Origin of the sequence: Pseudomonas sp. NC02, assembly GCF_002874965.1 — a bacterium.
Classification (GTDB): domain Bacteria; phylum Pseudomonadota; class Gammaproteobacteria; order Pseudomonadales; family Pseudomonadaceae; genus Aquipseudomonas.
The window spans coordinates 3,388,790-3,406,661 of sequence record NZ_CP025624.1 but is presented as its reverse complement, the minus strand read 5'-3'; the positions used below and the strand labels follow the sequence as shown (position 1 = coordinate 3,406,661).

9 protein-coding genes and 1 pseudogene are annotated in these 17,872 nt (G+C 61.0%); 6 read left to right on the top strand and 4 right to left on the bottom strand.

The annotated features are described in order from the left end of the window. The first annotated feature begins 99 nt into the window (after positions 1-99). From C0058_RS16260 to C0058_RS16240, 5 genes and pseudogenes are all read left to right on the top strand, one after another. A complete protein-coding gene (locus C0058_RS16260; protein ID WP_102370269.1) occupies positions 100-1,938 on the top strand; it encodes an extracellular solute-binding protein in 1,839 nt (612 codons plus the stop codon). Beyond that, entirely contained in the window at positions 1,925-2,989 is a 1,065-nt protein-coding gene (locus tag C0058_RS16255) for a microcin C ABC transporter permease YejB (RefSeq protein WP_008433386.1), read from the top strand. Before C0058_RS16260 ends, C0058_RS16255 begins: the two co-directional genes overlap by 14 nt. Next, on the top strand, positions 2,989-4,011 hold the full coding sequence (locus tag C0058_RS16250; RefSeq protein WP_003217674.1) for an ABC transporter permease: 1,023 nt from the start codon (positions 2,989-2,991) through the stop codon (positions 4,009-4,011). Before C0058_RS16255 ends, C0058_RS16250 begins: the two co-directional genes overlap by 1 nt. 15 nt (positions 4,012-4,026) lie before the next feature. Continuing rightward, the gene (locus tag C0058_RS16245) at positions 4,027-5,607 is read left to right on the top strand and encodes an ABC transporter ATP-binding protein (RefSeq protein WP_102369075.1); all 1,581 of its coding nucleotides are present in this window, start codon (positions 4,027-4,029) and stop codon (positions 5,605-5,607) included. 626 nt (positions 5,608-6,233) lie between these two features. Beyond that, positions 6,234-7,382: pseudogene (locus C0058_RS16240) on the top strand (IS3 family transposase). Between the two features lie 15 nt (positions 7,383-7,397). Here the strand turns inward: C0058_RS16240 and C0058_RS16235 are convergent. From C0058_RS16235 to C0058_RS16220, 4 genes are all read right to left on the bottom strand, one after another. Continuing rightward, positions 7,398-7,616, bottom strand: a complete 219-nt coding sequence (locus C0058_RS16235) for a hypothetical protein (RefSeq protein ID WP_087693821.1) — start codon at positions 7,614-7,616, stop codon at positions 7,398-7,400. Positions 7,617-7,725: 109 nt separating this feature from the next. Next, entirely contained in the window at positions 7,726-10,143 is a 2,418-nt protein-coding gene (locus C0058_RS16230; RefSeq protein WP_102369074.1) for an ATP-binding protein, read from the bottom strand. A gap of 2 nt (positions 10,144-10,145) precedes the next feature. Continuing rightward, on the bottom strand, positions 10,146-10,805 hold the full coding sequence (locus C0058_RS16225) for a response regulator transcription factor (protein WP_087693819.1): 660 nt from the start codon (positions 10,803-10,805) through the stop codon (positions 10,146-10,148). A gap of 159 nt (positions 10,806-10,964) precedes the next feature. Then, positions 10,965-12,269 carry an EAL domain-containing protein gene (locus C0058_RS16220; RefSeq protein WP_102369073.1) on the bottom strand — a complete coding sequence of 435 codons (1,305 nt, stop codon included), beginning with the start codon at positions 12,267-12,269 and terminating at the stop codon, positions 10,965-10,967. A gap of 468 nt (positions 12,270-12,737) precedes the next feature. On the opposite strand from C0058_RS16220, the gene C0058_RS16215 reads away from it, so the two are divergent. After that, on the top strand, positions 12,738-17,723 hold the full coding sequence (locus tag C0058_RS16215; protein ID WP_158660297.1) for a YadA-like family protein: 4,986 nt from the start codon (positions 12,738-12,740) through the stop codon (positions 17,721-17,723). Positions 17,724-17,872: the final 149 nt, after the last annotated feature.

The window sequence follows — 17,872 nt, the reverse complement described above, 5'->3', positions numbered from 1 at the left end:
GGTGCTCTATAAAAACCCTGGCGTCGACGCACAACCCTGCATAAGTGAGCCTTCAGTGTTTTTGGAAAAGGAGTTGAGTTTGTGAGCCTGTTTCGCTTCATGGTGTGGGCGCTGCTGACGGGGCTTTGGGCCCCGTCACTGCTCGCTCAACCGACGCACGCTTTGACGGTATACGGCGAAGCGCCCAAGTACCCGGCCAACTTCAAACACCTGGATTACGTCAACCCGAACGCGCCCAAGGGCGGCAGTTTTCGTCGTTCGTCCATGGAAGGCGGGGCGTTTGATCACCTGATCCCGTATGTCGACAAAGGCACCGGCATCACCCAGATCCAGGGTTGGCTCTACAGCCCGTTGGCGTACCGTTCGCAGGATGAGCCGTACACCGTGTACGGGTTGGTCGCGCAAGGCATGGAGCTGGCAGATGACCATTCATGGCTGCGTTTCTACCTCAATCCCAAGGCGCGGTTTGCCGATGGCACGCCCATCACCGCGCAGGACGTGGCCTACACCTTCAAGCTGTTCACCACCGAAGGCAGCCTGGCGTATCGCCAAAGCTTTGCCGATGTGGACCAGGTGCTGGTGGAATCGCCGACCCAAGTGCGGTTCACCTTCAAAAGCGCCGACAATCGCACCTTGCCCCTGGACCTCGCTTCACTGCCGGTGCTGCCGGAACATTGGTGGCAGGGGCGCAATTTCGCCAACGGCGGCGGCTTTGAACCGCCGGTGGGCAGCGGCCCGTACCGTATCAGCAGCGTGGACAACGGCCGCAGTGTCACCTTCGAACGGGTCAAGGACTGGTGGGGGCGAGACCTGCCGGTGACGCAGGGGCAGTACAACTTCGACACCCTGCGGCTTGAGTTTTTTGCCGACGGCGACGTGTCGCGCCAGATCCTGCAAGCCCAGGGTTACGACTTCAATCGCGAATTTTCCGCCACCAGTTATTCGGTGGGCTACGACGGCGAGGCCTTGCGCGACGGTCGTCTGCAACGTGAACAACTGGCACCGAATGCCGTGCAGGGCACCCAGGGTTTTGTGTTCAACCTGCAAAAACCGCAGTTCCAGGACCGCCGCGTGCGTGAGGCGCTGAGCCTGTTGTGGGATTTCGACTGGAGCAACCGGCAGATGATGCACAGCCTGTACCTGCGTCAGCGCAGCTTCTTTTCCCGCAGCGCATTGGCGGCCACCCAGCTGCCGGATGCCCAGGAGCTGGCCATTCTGGAACCCTGGCGCGGGCAAGTGCCGGAGGAGGTGTTCACCCAGGTCTACCAGCCGCCGCGCACCGATGGCAGCGGGCGCATTCGGCCGCAGCAGGCGCGAGCGCTGAAGTTACTGGCCGAGGCGGGCTGGACGCCGCGCGGCGACCAGTTGGTTAACGCCGAGGGCACGCCGTTGCAGTTCACCTTCCTGAATGCCCAGAAAGGCTTCGAGCGTTTGCTGCTGCCCTACAAACGCAACCTGGCGCAGATCGGCATCGGCTTCACGATCCGCATGATCGACTCGGCCCAATACGCCAACCGCGTGCGCGCACGGGACTACGACATGATCGTCAACGGCTACCCGGTCAGCCCATCGCCGGGCCGCGAGCTGACCAACTACTTCGGTTCCGAGAGTGCCGATGACCCTGGCTCCAACAATTACATGGCACTGCGCAACCCGGCGGTGGACGCCTTGATCGATGGCCTTGTCCGCGCCAACGACCGCCCGACCATGGTGCGCTACGCCCATGCCCTCGACCGCGTGTTGCAGTGGGGCTTCTACTGGATTCCCAACTATTACCCGCCGGGCTCGTCCTCGCTGTGGTGGAACCGTTTTGGTCGGCCCCGCACAGCGCCGCTCAATGACGTGGGCATCGACACCTGGTGGGAAGTGAGCCCGACACCGCTGACCACCGCACAGATGCGTCAACTGACTGAGGCTTCCCAACATGCTGGCCTATAGCGCGCGCCGTTTATTGCTGATCGTACCAACGCTGGTGTGCATCCTGCTGGTCAACTTTTTTATCGTGCAAGCCGCCCCGGGTGGCCCGGTTGAGCAAGCCATCGCGCGCTTGCAAGGCATCGGCAGCCAAGCGTCGGTGGCCGGCACACGGGTGGAAACCGGCAGCAATGAATCGCGCACAACTCGTGGCCTGGACCCCGCGCTGGTGGCCGATATCGAGCGCCAATACGGCTTCGACAAGCCCCTTGGCGCGCGGCTGTGGTTGATGCTCAGCAGCTACGCGCGGCTGGATTTTGGCGATAGCTTCTTTCGCGGCGCCAAGGTCACCGACCTGATCCTGCAAAAACTGCCGGTGACTTTGTCCCTGGGCTTCTGGGCCACGCTGATCAGTTACCTGGTGTCGATCCCGCTGGGCATCCGCAAGGCCGTGCGCCATGGCAGCCGCTTCGATGTGTGGAGCAGTGCGGCGGTCATTATCGGCCACGCCATGCCCGCGTTCCTGTTCGCCTTGCTGCTGATCGTGGTATTCGGCGGCGGTAGCCTGTTGAACTGGTTTCCGGTGCGCGGCCTGGTCTCGGAGAACTTTGCCAGCCTGTCATGGGCGGGCAAAGTCGTGGACTACTTCTGGCACCTTGTCTTGCCGGTATCGGCGCTGGTGATTGGCGGCTTTGCCACACTGACCATCCTCACCAAAAACAGCTTCCTCGACGAGATCAGCCGCCAGTACGTAGTGACCGCGCGGGCCAAGGGTTTCAGCGAAAAACAGGTGCTGTACAAACACGTGTTTCGCAACGCCATGCTGCTGATCGTGGTTGGCCTGCCCCAGGCGCTCACCGCGATGTTGTTCGGCGGCTCGTTGCTGATTGAAGTGATTTTCTCCCTCGACGGCCTCGGTCGCCTGAGCTACGAAGCGGCAGTGGCACGGGACTATCCCGTGGTCTTCGGCACGCTGTTTATCTTTACCCTGGTCGGGTTGGTCATCAAGTTGCTGGGCGACCTGTGCTACCGCCTGCTGGACCCCCGGCTGGATTTTTCCGCGAGGTCGCATTGATGCCGGTTTTTACTCCGATTACTCGTCGCCGCTGGCTGCACTTCAAGCGCAATCGCCGCGGCTGGTGGTCGCTGTGGATGTTCCTGGCGCTGTTCGCCGTATGTCTGGGTGCCGAACTGCTGGCCAACGACAAGCCATTGGTGATGGCGTACCAGGGCTCGCTGTATTTCCCGGCCTTCGAGCGCTACACCGAGCAGGATTTCGGCGGCACGTTGCCGTTTCAGCCGGATTACCGTGACCCTTACGTGCATGAACTGATTGAAGGGCAGGGCGGCTGGATGCTGTTTGCGCCTATTCCGTTCAGCTACGACACGGTCAACTACGACCTCACGACCCCTTCGCCGGCGCGGCCCAGCGCGAGCAACTGGCTGGGCACCGATGATCAAGCCCGGGATGTATTGGCGCGGGTGATTTTCGGCACCCGGGTATCGCTGTTATTTGCCTTGGCGCTGACCGTGGTAAGCACTTTGATCGGGGTTGCCGCCGGCGCACTGCAAGGCTATTACGCCGGCTGGGTCGACCTGTTGGGGCAGCGCCTGATCGAGATCTGGTCGGGGCTACCGGTCCTGTACTTGCTGATCATCTTGTCCGGATTTGTCGAACCGGGTTTCTGGTGGCTGCTGGGGATCATGGCGCTGTTTTCCTGGCTGACCCTGGTGGATGTGGTGCGCGCCGAGTTCCTGCGCGGGCGCAACCTGGAGTACGTGAAGGCCGCGCGAGCCCTGGGTGTGGGTGATGTTCAGGTGATGTTGCGGCACATTCTGCCCAACGCGCTGACTGCCACCTTGACCTACTTGCCGTTCATTTTGACCGGGGCCATTTCGACCCTCACCGCCCTGGATTTTCTTGGCTTCGGCATGCCCACGGGCAGTGCGTCCCTGGGTGAGTTGATCGGCCAGGGAAAAAACAACCTGCAAGCCCCGTGGCTGGCGCTGACCGCGTTTTTTGCGTTGGCGTTGATCCTGTCCCTGTTGGTGTTTATCGGCGAAGCCTGCCGCGACGCCTTCGACCCCCGATCCTGATAAGCGAGCTGTGCCGTGACTGACGCGTTGATTGAAATTCGTAACCTGAAAGTGGCGTTCGACGGGCACAAAGCGGTGCGTGGCATCGACCTGGATATTCACCCGGGCGAGTGCCTGGCGCTGGTGGGCGAGTCGGGCTCCGGCAAATCGGTGACCGCCCACTCGATCCTGCAATTGCTGCCGCCCCACACCACGCGTACCCAGGGCAGTATTCGCTACCAGGGCGAAGAGCTGCTCGGCGCGCGGCCGGAGCGTTTAAGGCAGATTCGCGGCGATCGCATCGCGATGATCTTTCAGGAGCCGATGACCTCGCTCAACCCGCTGTACAGCGTGGAACGGCAGCTGTCCGAAACCCTGCTGCTGCACAAAGGCCTGGGCGGTGCGGCGGCGCGTGAGCGCGTGTTGGAGTTGCTCGAACTGGTGGGCATCCAGCAGCCGCGCCAGCGCCTTGCGGCGTACCCGCATCAGCTCTCCGGCGGGCAGCGCCAGCGGGTGATGATCGCCATGGCCCTGGCTTGCGAACCGCTGCTGTTGATCGCCGACGAGCCCACCACGGCCCTGGACGTGACCGTGCAGCGACGCATTCTTGCGCTGCTCAAAGACCTGCAGCAACGCCTGGGCATGGCGCTGCTGTTGATCAGCCACGACCTCAACGTGGTGCGCAGCATCGCCCAGCGCGTGGCGGTGATGCGCGCCGGCCAGATCGTCGAACAGGCCGACTGCCAGGCACTGTTTGCCGCGCCGCAGCACGCCTACAGCCGGCAGTTGCTCGAGGCCGAGCCCGAGGGCAGGGCGGTGGTGCGTGAGACGGCGGACAACCTGCTGGAAGTGGACAACCTCAAGGTCTGGTTCCCGCAAGGCGGCCTGCTGCGGCGCAAACCGCCGATCAAGGCGGTGGACGGCATCGACCTGTGCCTGCAACGTGGCAAAACCTTGGGCATTGTTGGCGAATCCGGCTCGGGCAAATCCACCCTTGGCCAGGCGATCCTGCGGTTGATCGACGCCCAAGGCAGCATTCGCTTCCAGGGCCAGGCCCTCGACGCGCTCAAAGGCAAGGCCCTGCGTCCGTGGCGGCGCAAACTACAGGTGGTGTTTCAAGACCCGTTCGGCAGCCTCAGTCCGCGCATGAGCGTGCAGCAAATCATCGAAGAAGGCCTGCGCGTACACACGGACCTCAATGCTTGCGCGCGCGAAGCTCAAGTGATTGCCGTGTTGCGCGACGTCGGACTCGACCCCGATACGCGCCATCGCTTCCCCCACGAATTCTCCGGCGGCCAGCGCCAACGCATCGCGATCGCCCGCGCACTGGTGATCAAGCCGGATTTGATATTGCTCGACGAACCCACCTCAGCCCTCGACCGCACCGTGCAAAAGCAGGTGGTGAGCTTGCTGCGCAGGTTGCAGGAGGAACATGGGCTGACGTACTTGTTCATCAGCCACGACCTGGCGGTGGTAAGGGCGTTGGCTCACGACTTGATCGTGGTGAAGGATGGCGTGGTGGTGGAGGCGGGGAGTACCGAGCAATTGTTCGACGCACCGGAGCATGCCTATACGCGGGATTTGCTGGTAGCGTCGTCGTTGAGGAATCGCGAGTAGTACAGCCTAGTGGGCGCTGATCTCACGCTTTACCGTCTGCAGTGCTTCTGCCAACAACCAGTCCCGGAACGTCGTCAGTTTGGGCAGGCTGGCGCACTCAGGCCGATAAATGACGTAGTAGGCCAGATCCGAGTGTTCGGCGTAATGGCGGTCGGGTCTTTTTCGTCGGGTGGGCTGCTGTCGGCTTATGGCTGGAATACAGTGCTGTGGGTTTCGCTTTTACCGCTGGTGTTGGCTGTCGTCGCGCTGGCACTGACTGTCCCCAAGTACATGGCCGGTCGGTTTGATCTGAAAGGGCAAGGTGCGTTAGCCACTCGAGCGCATTTCCTGCTCAAGCAAATCCCGGGCGCTATACGTCATTTAACAAGTGGGCGATGCCAGATGTTCACAAGCTGCTCGTAAGCCCACTCCGCTGGGCTCAATGCGCTCAAAATGAATGTGCTTGTTCATCGATTAATGTTCATGGACGAGGTTTTCCGCTCGTCTGGTCGATCCGACCTTTGGCAGCTACTTAAGCGGTGGCTGGCGGCGAGGGCCTGAACGGCGGCCCTTTTGTCTAACGTGTGAATCGCCCCGGGTTTCATAGACACCTCTTTGCCTTAAACTGAGGCCAATTAGGAGGTGCCATGAGCAACCCGCGTTACTCCGAAGAATTCAAAATCCAAGCAGTCAATCAAGTGACCGAAAAGAAGCTGCCTGTCGCTGAGGTAGCCGCCCGTCTCGGCGTGTCGACGCATAGCCTCTATGCCTGGATAAAGCGCTACAGCAAACCCCAAGAAGAACGGCAGCAGGATGATGATCAGCACGCTGAACTGCGTCGCCTGAGAGCGGAACTTAAGCGCGTCACTGAAGAGCGAGACATATTAAAAAGGCCGCCGCGTACTTTGCCAAGGAGTGCGGTTGAAGTACGCCTTTATCAAGCAGCGAGCGGGCGACTATTCGATTCGACGGCTTTGCCTGACGCTGAAAGTCCATCCCAGTGGTTATTACGCTTGGTTGTCTGAACCGCAATCTGCACGTGCTAAAGACGATCAACGATCACTGGGTTTGATCAAGCATTCGTGGCTGGAAAGCGGTGGCGTTTATGGCTATCGAAAAATCCATGACGATCTGCGCGAGGTCGGTGAGGATTGTGGTCGGCATCGTGTGGCGAGGCTGATGCGTCTTGAAGGTCTGCGCTCTCAGACAGGGTACCGACTCCGCCCTGGCAAGTACGGCGATAAGCCAGCGGTCGCTTCACCCAATTTACTGAAGCGCCAGTTCGATGTCGTAGAATCCAACAAAGTTTGGGTCACCGATATCACCTACATTCGCACGTATGAAGGCTGGCTGTATTTGGCGGTGGTGCTGGATCTGTTTTCTCGTCAGGTCGTCGGCTGGTCAATGAAGTCGCAGATGACCAGTGATTTGGCCATTGATGCGTTATTGATGGCGGTTTGGAGGCGTAAACCGAACCAGGAGGTGATGGTTCACTACGACCAAGGTAGCCAGTACAGCAGCTATGATTGGCGCAGCTTTTTGAAGGCAAACAATTTGGTTGCCAGCATGAGTCGCCGAGGCAACTGTCATGACAACGCCGTGGCCGAGAGCTTTTTCCAGCTTCTGAAACGGAACGGATCAAGCGGAGAATCTACACCACGCAGGAAGACGCTCGTAGTGATGTGTTCGATTACATCGAGATGTTCTACAACGTAAAACGCCGCCATGGTTTCAACAATCAGCTGTCACCGGTAGAGTTTAAAAAGCGTTACGCAATGAGCTTGCAAGGTGTCTAGAGAATCCGGGGCGATTCACAGTGCCTCATATTCTCGCGTGGCCATTTCCTTTGAAAGTTCGCGCAAAAATTCCGCCTCGCTTTGCAGCAGCGTGACGATATTTAGGACATTACTGGCTTCGGCCGCGGTCAACTTGCGCAATAGACTCAGCAAGTCAACGGCGCAGGCTTCGTTAACGGAGGCTGACTCTATCAGCCTTAGTTGCCGTTTTTGAATCTCGTGCAAAGGATCCATCATTCAAACCTTGGGAGCGGTTGAGTTAGTCTTTAGCTGACAAGACCGATTTTCAGGGGGGCAGGGCGGTGAATCACATCAGACTGCTCTTAATTCACAGACCCGAATCTCAATCTGCCGCGGGAGGGACGGGCGGGTCGAAAACGGGATGGCTGAAGCTCGTGGAGCGAAACCCATGAAGCAGTGCCTGTAAGGTCGTGGCGCAGGTTGGGTCGCTCCATGGCGTGGCAGTCCTGAGAAGGGCCTCCAGCTGTCCCGCTTGGCGGGCCACATCTGGCCATTCGATACTGAGTGCTGCGCCGTGTAGACGGTGGGCTGCGTGGAGGGCCGGTTCCAGGTTGCGCAGAACCATCCCTTCAAGTAGCGCCAGTAGGTCCCGTTCCAATGCTTCAAGGATCTGCTGGTGACCCACAGGTTGCCGTAGGGCGAAGGGGTGTGGCAGTAAAGTCAGGGTCACGCCGCACCATAACTCGATTGCATCCTGCAACTTGCCAAGGCTGATCGGCTTGCTGAGGATGCCATCCATGCCGGCATCAAAGCATCGGGCGACATGCTGGTTGCCCGTAGAGGCGGAGATCGCAATGATGGGGCAGCGCGTTTGCGCGGCATCCTGTTCGATCATGCGGAACAGGCGCGTCAGCGAATAGCCGTCCTGGTCCGGTAGGTCACAGTCCATCAAGATCAGGTCATATGTGCCTTGTTCGAAGCAATCCACGGCCTGGGCGCCGTCCCTGGCGATCACCGGTGTGCAGCCGAACCCCTCGATCTGTGCCTGCAATACCGCTTGGTTGGCGACGGTGTCCTCCACAACCAGAATGCGCAATGCCTTTGGTGCGGATGTCGCTGACCAGTTCGTGGCGGGGAGCACGGTTTCGGCCTCTGTCGAGTCGGGCGGTGCCAACTCCGCGGTCAATGACAATTCAACACGCGTTCCCTTGCCCGGCGAACTGTCCAGTGTGAGGGTGCCGCCCATTAGTTTGAGCAGGTCGCGACAGATGACTAGCCCCAGGCCGGTGCCACCTGAGCGCTTATAGGATTGTGCTGCTTGGCTGTAAGGCTGGAAAAGGCGCGCCTGGCTTTCCTGGCTCAGGCCGATCCCGGTATCGGTGACGGTCAATCGCAGCTCCTTGTTGCGCGACGAAGCCAGGTCACTGATCGCATAGGTAACTTCCACTCCGCCGATTTCGGTGAACTTGATGGCATTGGACAGCAGGTTGTGCAGCACCTGCCCAATACGTGTGCTGTCGAGCATCAACAGTGGCAGGTGGGATTCGCCATTGACGCAGATCGATAAATGCTTCTCCCGGGCCCGCAAGCGATGCAGATCAACGACGTTATGCACCAGGGTGCTGATGCTCACCGGCTCGTATTCGAGCTTGACCTGCCCCGCATCGAGCTTGGATATATCCAGCACGTCATTGAGCAGCCTCAACAATGATTGCGCGCCGTGATTGGCCAGGTCGGCAAAGTGCTGTTGCTGCTTGTCCAGCGGCGTATTGCGCAACAGTTCGACTGCAGCCACCACTGCGTTCATCGGCGAGCGGATTTCATGGCTCATGACTGCCAGGAACATCGCCTTTTCCCGCTCGTTGCGCTCGGCGCGCTGGCGCATGCGCTGGGTTTGGTAAATCGTGATGAGCAATAGCACTACCACTAGGACAATTAACGCGATCTCATGAGGGTAGTGGGACACAACTTCTCTGAGTGGCAGGTCCGGGGTGGCATGCTCGCGCAGCCAATTGGCGTGCAGGACGCGAACTTCGTCAGGGGTGACCGAGTCGAGCGTCTTCTGGATGATTGAGTGCAGTAAAGGCTCGGTTTTCCGAGTGCCCATGGCAATTTGCGACGCCATGCCGGTGAGCACCCCGGAAATCTGCAATTGGCCCTGGAACTGTCGATAGAGGAACGGCAGCAGATAGGCTTCGGTGGCCACTGCAGCATCAGCGGTCCCTTCGGCAACTTGCTGCAGCATCGTCAGGGCGCTGCCACCTATGATCAGTTTCGCCCCGGGTGCCTTCGTTGCAAGGAAATCACTGTAGCGGTCGAAGTAGGGCAAGGTCACGGTCAACCGGTCCAGCTGTTCGGCCTCGAAAAGAGGCGCGCGCCCGATGCGGGTGATGATGACCGTGGTGGTATTCAAATAGGCTGAAGTCAGCAGCAACCGGGGATTTTTACCTCCGGGCCCATTAAGCCTGACAGTGGAGATAAGGTCTGCCTTACCGGTCATCAGCAGCTCTATGCGATCCTGGATCGAGTGAGCGGAAACGTAGTCGATCTTCATGCCGGTCTTGTGAGCAATCAGCTGCAAATATTCAGCTGACAGCCCCTTGAGGCGGCCGTTCTCCACGTATTCGATTGGAGAAAGACTGCCCACTACGGCGACACGCAATACCGGATGATGTTCGATCCAGACTCTTTCCTCGACGCTTAAATCAGGTCCGGGAGGCCGCGCGCCGGCGTTAGCCCATGTTGCGGCCATCAACAGGCACAGGCTGGTGCCCCAACGAACGCGGTTCCTCGTCATCATGTCTAGTCCAGGGTTTTCATGATCTTGAACAAGCCGTTGTTAGAGGTGACCCCAAGCTTGCGAAAAGCGGTGGCCTTCTGCGTACTGATGGTCTTGATGCTGCGATTGAATTTCTCGGCGATCTCCGTCACGGTCATGCCTTCCAGATAGCAGCGGATCACTTCCTGCTCCCGCGCCGACAAGGCCGCGCGCTGCAAGGCGTTATCACTGATCGATATTTGTGTCGATTCGTCTGGCCTGGCCGCATCGGCCACTTGGTAAGACATATCGGCACTCAAGTAAATGGCGCCCGAAGCAACGGTACGAATCGCCTTCACCAGGCTTCCCAGTCCCTCATCTTTGCCTACAAAACCGCGCGCTCCTACACGCAAGGCAAGCGAGACGGTAGCCGACTCATGATGGCTTGATAGCACCAGAATACGACAGTCAGGGAAGCGGCTTCGCAAGGCGCGAATCAGGGATACGCCGTCGAGTTCATCCCGTCCCAGAGCAAAGTCCAGCAGCAAGACGTTGGCGGGCATCGTCGCCATGCCGCGTATCAGTTCGCGACTGGTTTCATAGACGCCAACAATCTCGATGGATAACTCTTCGGCGAGGTGGCTGACAAGGCCGTGGCGTACCACTGCATGATCATCAAGGATCGCTATGCGTATGGTTTTCATGGATGCCAATGGACACTCGAAAGTAGCCGGATAATTAATTGATTAAAGACCATCTCTCAATTCGGCTCCAGCAGGGGTGAAGATACCGTTTAACCCCGCCGTGATTGTTTCAGCACACGCGAGGCAATGTTTGCAGGAACAATGGACGTAAGCGCATCCCTAGGCGGTGATCATGCTCAGGAATACATCGCTCTCCATGGGCCGGGCCAGAGCGAAACCCTGCCCGGTGTTGCAGCCCAGCCTGCTCAGCAACTCGATGCTCTCGGTATCTTCAATACCTTCGGTGATCAAGTTGATATTGAACAACTGCGCCAGAGCGACGATCCCCGAGATGATTTCTGAAGAGTGGGCAAACTGGCCCACCGCACGCACCAGGGCTCCGTCAATCTTCATCTCGTCGAATGGCATGCGTGACAGCAAGGACAACGTCGCGGCGCCGGCACCGAAGTCGTCCAGGGACACCGGAAAGCCTTTGGCGCGCAAAGCAGTGATCGAGGCTGAAAGGGCCAGCTCGCTGTCGGGCGCCAAGTCTTCGGTCAGCTCGATCTTGAGGCGTTTGCAAGGCAACCCCGCCCGATGCATCTTTTGCGCAAGTCTCGTGGCCAGGCCATGGGCGCAGAGCGTGCGTGCCGAAGCGTTGATGGCGATGGGGATATCAATGCCTCCACGGTTTAACTTGCCCAGGGTGTCGATCACAGTCTTCTCGATAAAGCTGAACAACAACAGATCCAGCCCGAGCTGGTTGATCATCGGGATCAGGACCGAGGGTGGCACATCCCCATGCCGTGGATGGTGCCAGCGGATCAGGGCTTCCGCGCCGACGATCTCTCGTGTCGCCAGGTCATATTGGGGCTGGTAGACCACTCTTAATCCTTCGCCGGTGGCGAGGGCCGCCACCACCTCATCGTCATTGAGCAGTTGCTCCAGTTTTTCCTCATGTGGACTGCGCGGTGCCGGATGGGCGGTATGCGCCAATTGACTGATCACTGCCAAGAGTTTCTCGGGTTGTTGCTCCACCGCGATCTCTACCCGGATACCTGAAGCCCTGGCCAGGCGCGCATGGGAAGCCAGCGCTGCCGTCGAGACGCCATTGAGAGTGTGCGTCCAGCCCTGCTCAAGGCCTGCGGTCAGTAAGCCGGGGGGGAGCGCATGCTCGGATTGTGGCTGTGCGGTCCAGACTATATGCGGAATGCTGTGTAGCAGCCCGGAAGCATTCAGGTCGCTGACACAGCACGGCAACATCAAGCTGTCGACATGGTCGGCATGAACCTGCGCGACGATGATGTCGACAGGTTGCTTGCGCAGGCGGGTCATCAACTCGCTCAACGAATCTATGTGTTCGATATGAAAAAGGGGGCTCCCGTTGAGCAGCGTGGCTACGCGGTGGGCGTACTGCTCGTCACTGGCCAGGATGACCAGGCTTTGCAGGGCGCGCTCGGAGGGAACGATGACTTGGGCTGCCATCAGCTGATGCTCGGTGGTTGTGGTGAGGTCACATTTGAGCAAAGGCAATGTGAGAGAAATATAAGACTGGGACTAAATCGCGGCTGGACCCTGTCTGGGTCCCGGCTTGTGCTGATCCGAAATTTAAGAGCAGTCCGATATCGGCATTGGCGAGCGCTCGACAGAATTCCCCCCGATTCATGGCGGCTCGCAGCATGTGCGGGCATTACAGAACGAGTGCACGCACGCTGTCGCCAACAGCTGTTGCTTCTGCGCTTCAATGCCACTTCGTGAGGCCTCATACCTGACGATGTGTGTGCTACAGGGTGAGTTATTGTGAAAGTCACGTCGCGTTCAGTCTTGCCGTTTGCGTTCCTGCGATCAGCCCCGCTTAATCCAATTCGCCACGGGGTTCGCATGCGTTATTGTCATGCGCCTGATGCTTGTCAGTCCCGACACCGTCAACTGGATTGGGCGATATGGGGGGTGATGACCCTGACCGGCATAACGGCATTGCTGAGTGCAACTGCCCATGCCGGCAATGGTGTGCACATCAACGCGAATGCGGACGGCCAGTGCGTAAGTTTGAATGACCCGCAGAACAACGATGGCAATGCCGCGACGTATCTTGCGCAAAACCTGATCTTCAAGGATCAGGCCGGGGGCAAGTGCAATTCCGCGACTAAAGGTTCGCAGACCGATTCGGTACTGTTTTACCGTCCAGGGGGCGTTTCTGGCGTAGGGGCGACCTCTCTGACCCTGGGTGGCGAACTGTTCGTCAACAGCGGCCGGGTTATCCTCGGGCAGCCCGGCGGCAATATGGCGATTGGTAACGAGAGCACTCAAGCCAACGCCGACGGGGCTGCCATTGGTCATGGGGCCCAAGGCCTCGGCCGCTGGGGCATGGCGGCGGGGTTCCAGGCCAAGTCCCTGGCTGACTATGCCCACGCATTTGGTTATAACGCCCAGGCCTCGAATCAGTACGCCACGGCTATCGGCGCAAATACGACGGCGGCGGGAGAACGGGCCACGGCTGTGGGCGCCGGTGCATCGGCCAGTGGCGGCGGGGCTTTTGCCGCGAGTCGCGACGCCAGGGCTGACGGCACCCACAGCGTTGCGGTGGGCTCTGAGGCCAGCGTGACGGCCAGCAGTAATGAAGGGGTTGCCTTGGGCAACAAGGCCAGCGCGCAACACAATTACGGCGTTGCACTGGGCAGTGGCTCAACGACGCAAAACCTGAAGGCGGTTGCGCCGGTGACGATCAATGGCACTGCATACAGTGTCGATAGTACGTCGGCCATGGGCGTGGTCAGCCTGGGTAATGCCAGCCAGACTCGCCAACTGATCAACATGGCCCCCGGAGCGGTAAGCAACACCAGCACCGATGGCGTCAATGGCGCCCAGTTATTCGTTGCCTACGATGCGATCCAGAAGCTCGGGGATCGGGAGTTGGCGGCCACTCAGTCGGTGGCGGATGCCCTCGGTGAGGGTACTGCGGTCAAGGACGGCAAGGTGGTGCTGCCGGCCTTTTCCCTGACCAGCCTGGGTACTGGCGTGGCACAGCCCACATCGGTGGTGGGGGCGATCAAGGCCCTGGATCAGGCCCATAAAGGTACGCAGGAAGCCTTGAATGATGTTGATCAACTGGCCAACGCAACGGCAGGGCAAGTTCGTTTGGCGATGGCTGAGAAATACCTGCGATGGAGCGAGGACCAGCAGGCCTACACGGCCAGCGAAGACGCCCGCCCTGAGAGCCGAATTGCCAATGTAGCCGCAGGTGTGGCTGCTACCGACGCGGTGAACAAGGGCCAGTTGAACGCAGTGGAAAGTATGGCCAATAACGCGAACAGCCTTGCTGCCAGCGCGCTGTCCGGTGCCAACGCAGCGATGGCCACCGCTGACGATGCCCGCAAAACGGCAAGCGCGGCGCAAGAGGGTGCCGACGCAGCCCTCCAAACGGCGGCGGGAGCACGGGCAACGGCAGATAGTGCGCAGAGCACCGCCAAGGACGCCTCTAGCTCGGCCGAAACCGCACAGAAAGCTGCAGAAGCCGCGCAAGGTTCTGCCACTGCCGCGATGGGGGTGGCATCAACCGCGCAGGCGACAGCTGATGCTGCCCAAGCCACCGCCAGCTCGGCACTGGGGTCGGCAAGCGGCGCGCAGCAACTGGCTCAGGCCGCACAGGCGGCTGCGGACGTGGCGGCGAATTCTGCAACGACGGCGCAGCGAACTGCAGAGACCGCAGAAGGCAAGGCGAGCTCGGCGTTGGCCGGCGCAGATGATGCCCGTAAGACTGCGGACGATGTGCGAGCTGCTGCCGATGCCGCTTTGGCCAAGGCCGACAGCGCCGAAAAGAGCGCAGGTGTGGCGCAAGGGACGGCCAGTACCGCGCTGGACTCCGCAACTGACGCCCAAAAAACTGCCGAATCCGCCCGGGGAATCGCCGAACGGGCGCAAGGGGCCGTTGCGACTGCACAACAGACGGCCGAAACCGCACAGGGTGTCGCCAACACGGCCCTGGGCTCGGCAGCCACTGCCCAGAAGACGGCCGAAGCCGCACAAGGGGCAGCCACCACAGCACTGAGTACGGCGTCTGAAGCGCAAAAAAGCGCCGCGACAGCCCAAGGCACTGCCGATACCGCGCTGATCACGGCCTCCAGCGCCCAACAAGCCGCGAATGCTGCGCAGGGCTCTGCCGATAAGGCGTTGGACACGGCTGTTCGGGCCGGCGAAACCGCTACGGCCGCCCAGGGCTCCGCCGATGCCGCCTTGGCTGCAGCCGCCAGCTCTCACAAGGCTGCCGACGTGGCCCAAGGCACCGCTAATACGGCGCTGGACAAGGCCGCCGTGGTGCAGAAAAGCGCCGATGCCGCGCAGCTTACAGCCAATCAGGCGCTCAGCGCCTCCGAGGGTGCCGGGCAATCCGCCAACGCGGCCCAAAGCGTGGCGGATTCGGCATTGGCAACGGCGACAGGGGCGCAGACTGCCGCTCAATCGGCTCAGGATCGCGCGGATGCCGCCGTCAGTTCGGCGGCTGGTGCACAACAGGCCGCAAATGCCGCGCAAGGCACGGCGGATACCGCCCTTGGTGCTGCCTCCACGGCACAGCGCACGGCCGACGCCGCCAAATCCACCGCAGACCAGGCACTGAGCACGGCCTCCACGGCGCATCAGGCGGTCGAGAAGGCCCAAGGCACGGCCGATGAAGCGCTGATCGCTGCAGCCAGCGCTCAAAGCGCGGCCGGTAACGCCCAGGGTACCGCTGACGGCGCATTGGCTTCGGCGGCCCGGGCACAGCACGCCGCAGATGCTGCCCAAGGCACGGCTGACACGGCATTGAGCTCGGCTTCCGGCGCGCAGAAAACCGCTGAAACCGCGCAGAGCTCCGCCGATACCGCCCTGGCTTCGGCCACGTCTGCACGCAATGTGGCGGACAAGGCCCAGAGCACGGCGGACGCCGCTGGTCGCTCGGCAAACGATGCTCTGCAGGCCGCGACAACGTCACAGGCCAGCGCCGACAACGCTTTGGACGCCGCAAGCAATGCCCAGAAAGGGGCGGTCGCCGCCCAACACACCGCTGATGCGGCCAAGGCCACCGCCGATATCGCCACCGGCCAGCTCAAGGGCCTAGACGACGGCCAGACGGTTGTCCAGCGCATTGACGCGGCTATCCGAAGCGCCGCAGGTGTAGCCAGTGAGTTCGTTGCGAAGGCTCTGGGAGGAGGTTCCATCGTGGGTAGCGATGGCCAGCCGACGGCGCCGGCCTATGCCATCAATCAGATCAATGCCGATGGCAGCATCCAGCCCGCTCCTCAACTCCATGACAACGTGGGCGCTGCCCTAACGGCTTTGGACCACAATGTCGGCACGGTCAACGCCGCCGTGAACCGCCAGGGCGCAGCACTCGGCGCGTTGGGTGAGGGCGTCCGGGCCCTGCGTGACGATAGCGTTGTGTGGGACGAGGCCAGCGGCGCTTATACCGCGGGTCGTGGCGCGGATCGCAATGAGCCGGCACGCATCGGTAACCTGGCGGCCGGTGTTGCACCAAGCGATGCCGTCAACAAGGGGCAACTCGATACCGTCGCGACCACCGCATCGCAGGCCGGCAGCGCCGCTGACGCAGCCCGGGCGGCAGCGGTTCGGGCCCAGGGGACGGCGGATGGCGCGATGGATGCTGCTGCCTTCGCCCAGACCGCCGCTGATGCCGCGCAATATGCTGCCGATACCGCTGGCGGCACTGCTGCTGACGCACGTGAGGCCGCAAACGCTGCTCACACTTTCGCTAGTCAGGTTGGCCAGGTGGCGGAGCGCGCAGCAGCACAATTGCAGGGGCTGGAGGAGGGTGAAACCGTGCTTGATCGCATACAGTCAGCGAACCACGCAGGCCGACAGGCATTGGCTGATGCGCTGGGCGGTGGCGCTGCCGTCAACGCGGATGGTTCGTTGAAAGCACCGGCCTACGCTGTGACCCGGATCGACTCTGAGGGTGGCCCCGTTGGCCAGGTCCAGGCCGGCAACGTCGGGCAGGCTATCGAAACACTCGACGCGTCGCTGAATGCAGTCAACGGCAAGGCCGACAAGGCCACAGCGAACATGGCCAGCTTGCGCGAGCAGGTGAACAACGGACAGGTCGGCCTGGTTCGCCAGGACTCCCTCAACCGGAACATCCAGGTGGCGCGGGACACTGACGGCGTTCGTGTCGATCTCACGGGTACGCAGGGACCTCGTGTTCTGACGGGTGTGAAGGAGGGTGCCTTGAGCGTCGACAGCACCGATGTCGTCAATGGCCGACAACTCCACGCCGTCGACCGGCAGGTCAAGCAGTTGATGCAACGAGCCTCCGGCATCGCCGTTGACACCCAAGGCAATGAAAAGGCAACGGTGTCGCCGGGTAGCAAGGCCGTGGCTATCGGGGCCAACGCCCAGGCCGGCAGTGAGCGCAGCGTTGCGGTGGGGGCAGGTGCTGTGGCCCAAGCGCCTCGCAGCACTGCACTGGGGGCTGGTGCCAAGGCCGATGCGCCGAGCAGCGTCGCGCTTGGCGCCGGCTCCCAGGCCCAGCGGGCGAATACCGTCTCAGTGGGTGCGCCGGGTGCGGAGCGGCAAATCACCAACGTAGCAGCCGCCAGCGAGGCGACCGATGTCGTCAATCTCGGCCAGGCCACGCAGATCTCCAACCAGGCCGCTGACCGTACCCTACGACAGGCCAATGCCTATACCGACAGCCAGATCAGTGCAGTGCGTCAGGATGCCTACGCCGGCATCGCGTCAGCGATGGCCATGGCAGCCTTACCTGTGGCGTCGACACCGGGCAGGAGCATGGTGGCCATGGGAACGTCGGTCTACGAGGGGCAATCAGCCTTGGCCGTCGGCCTCTCGGGGCGCACCGAGGATGGTCGTTGGGCGTACAAGGCCAATGGTTCGGGCAGTGCCCAAGGAAGTGTCGGGCTGGCGGTTGGCGTGGGTTACGAATGGTAGGTCCTGATATCGGCAGGTCGAGGGTCTGACCCTCCCTGCCGATTTAGGAGCAGTCCGATGTTCTCCACCAGCCTCACTGTCCACAATAACCCTCAGTAATCATTGCCCGCTGTCGTAGCGGCTACCACTCGTGGAACCCGTCTCAGCCA

Coding starts and splice junctions, on each gene's coding strand:
- C0058_RS16250 (WP_003217674.1), top strand. CDS start 2,989: ATGCCGGTTTTTACTCCGATTACTCGTCGCCGCTGGCTGCACTTCAAG.
- C0058_RS16230 (WP_102369074.1), bottom strand. CDS start 10,143: ATGATGACGAGGAACCGCGTTCGTTGGGGCACCAGCCTGTGCCTGTTG.
- C0058_RS16220 (WP_102369073.1), bottom strand. CDS start 12,269: ATGGCAGCCCAAGTCATCGTTCCCTCCGAGCGCGCCCTGCAAAGCCTG.
- C0058_RS16255 (WP_008433386.1), top strand. CDS start 1,925: ATGCTGGCCTATAGCGCGCGCCGTTTATTGCTGATCGTACCAACGCTG.
- C0058_RS16215 (WP_158660297.1), top strand. CDS start 12,738: ATGACCCTGACCGGCATAACGGCATTGCTGAGTGCAACTGCCCATGCC.
- C0058_RS16225 (WP_087693819.1), bottom strand. CDS start 10,805: ATGAAAACCATACGCATAGCGATCCTTGATGATCATGCAGTGGTACGC.
- C0058_RS16260 (WP_102370269.1), top strand. CDS start 100: ATGGTGTGGGCGCTGCTGACGGGGCTTTGGGCCCCGTCACTGCTCGCT.
- C0058_RS16235 (WP_087693821.1), bottom strand. CDS start 7,616: ATGGATCCTTTGCACGAGATTCAAAAACGGCAACTAAGGCTGATAGAG.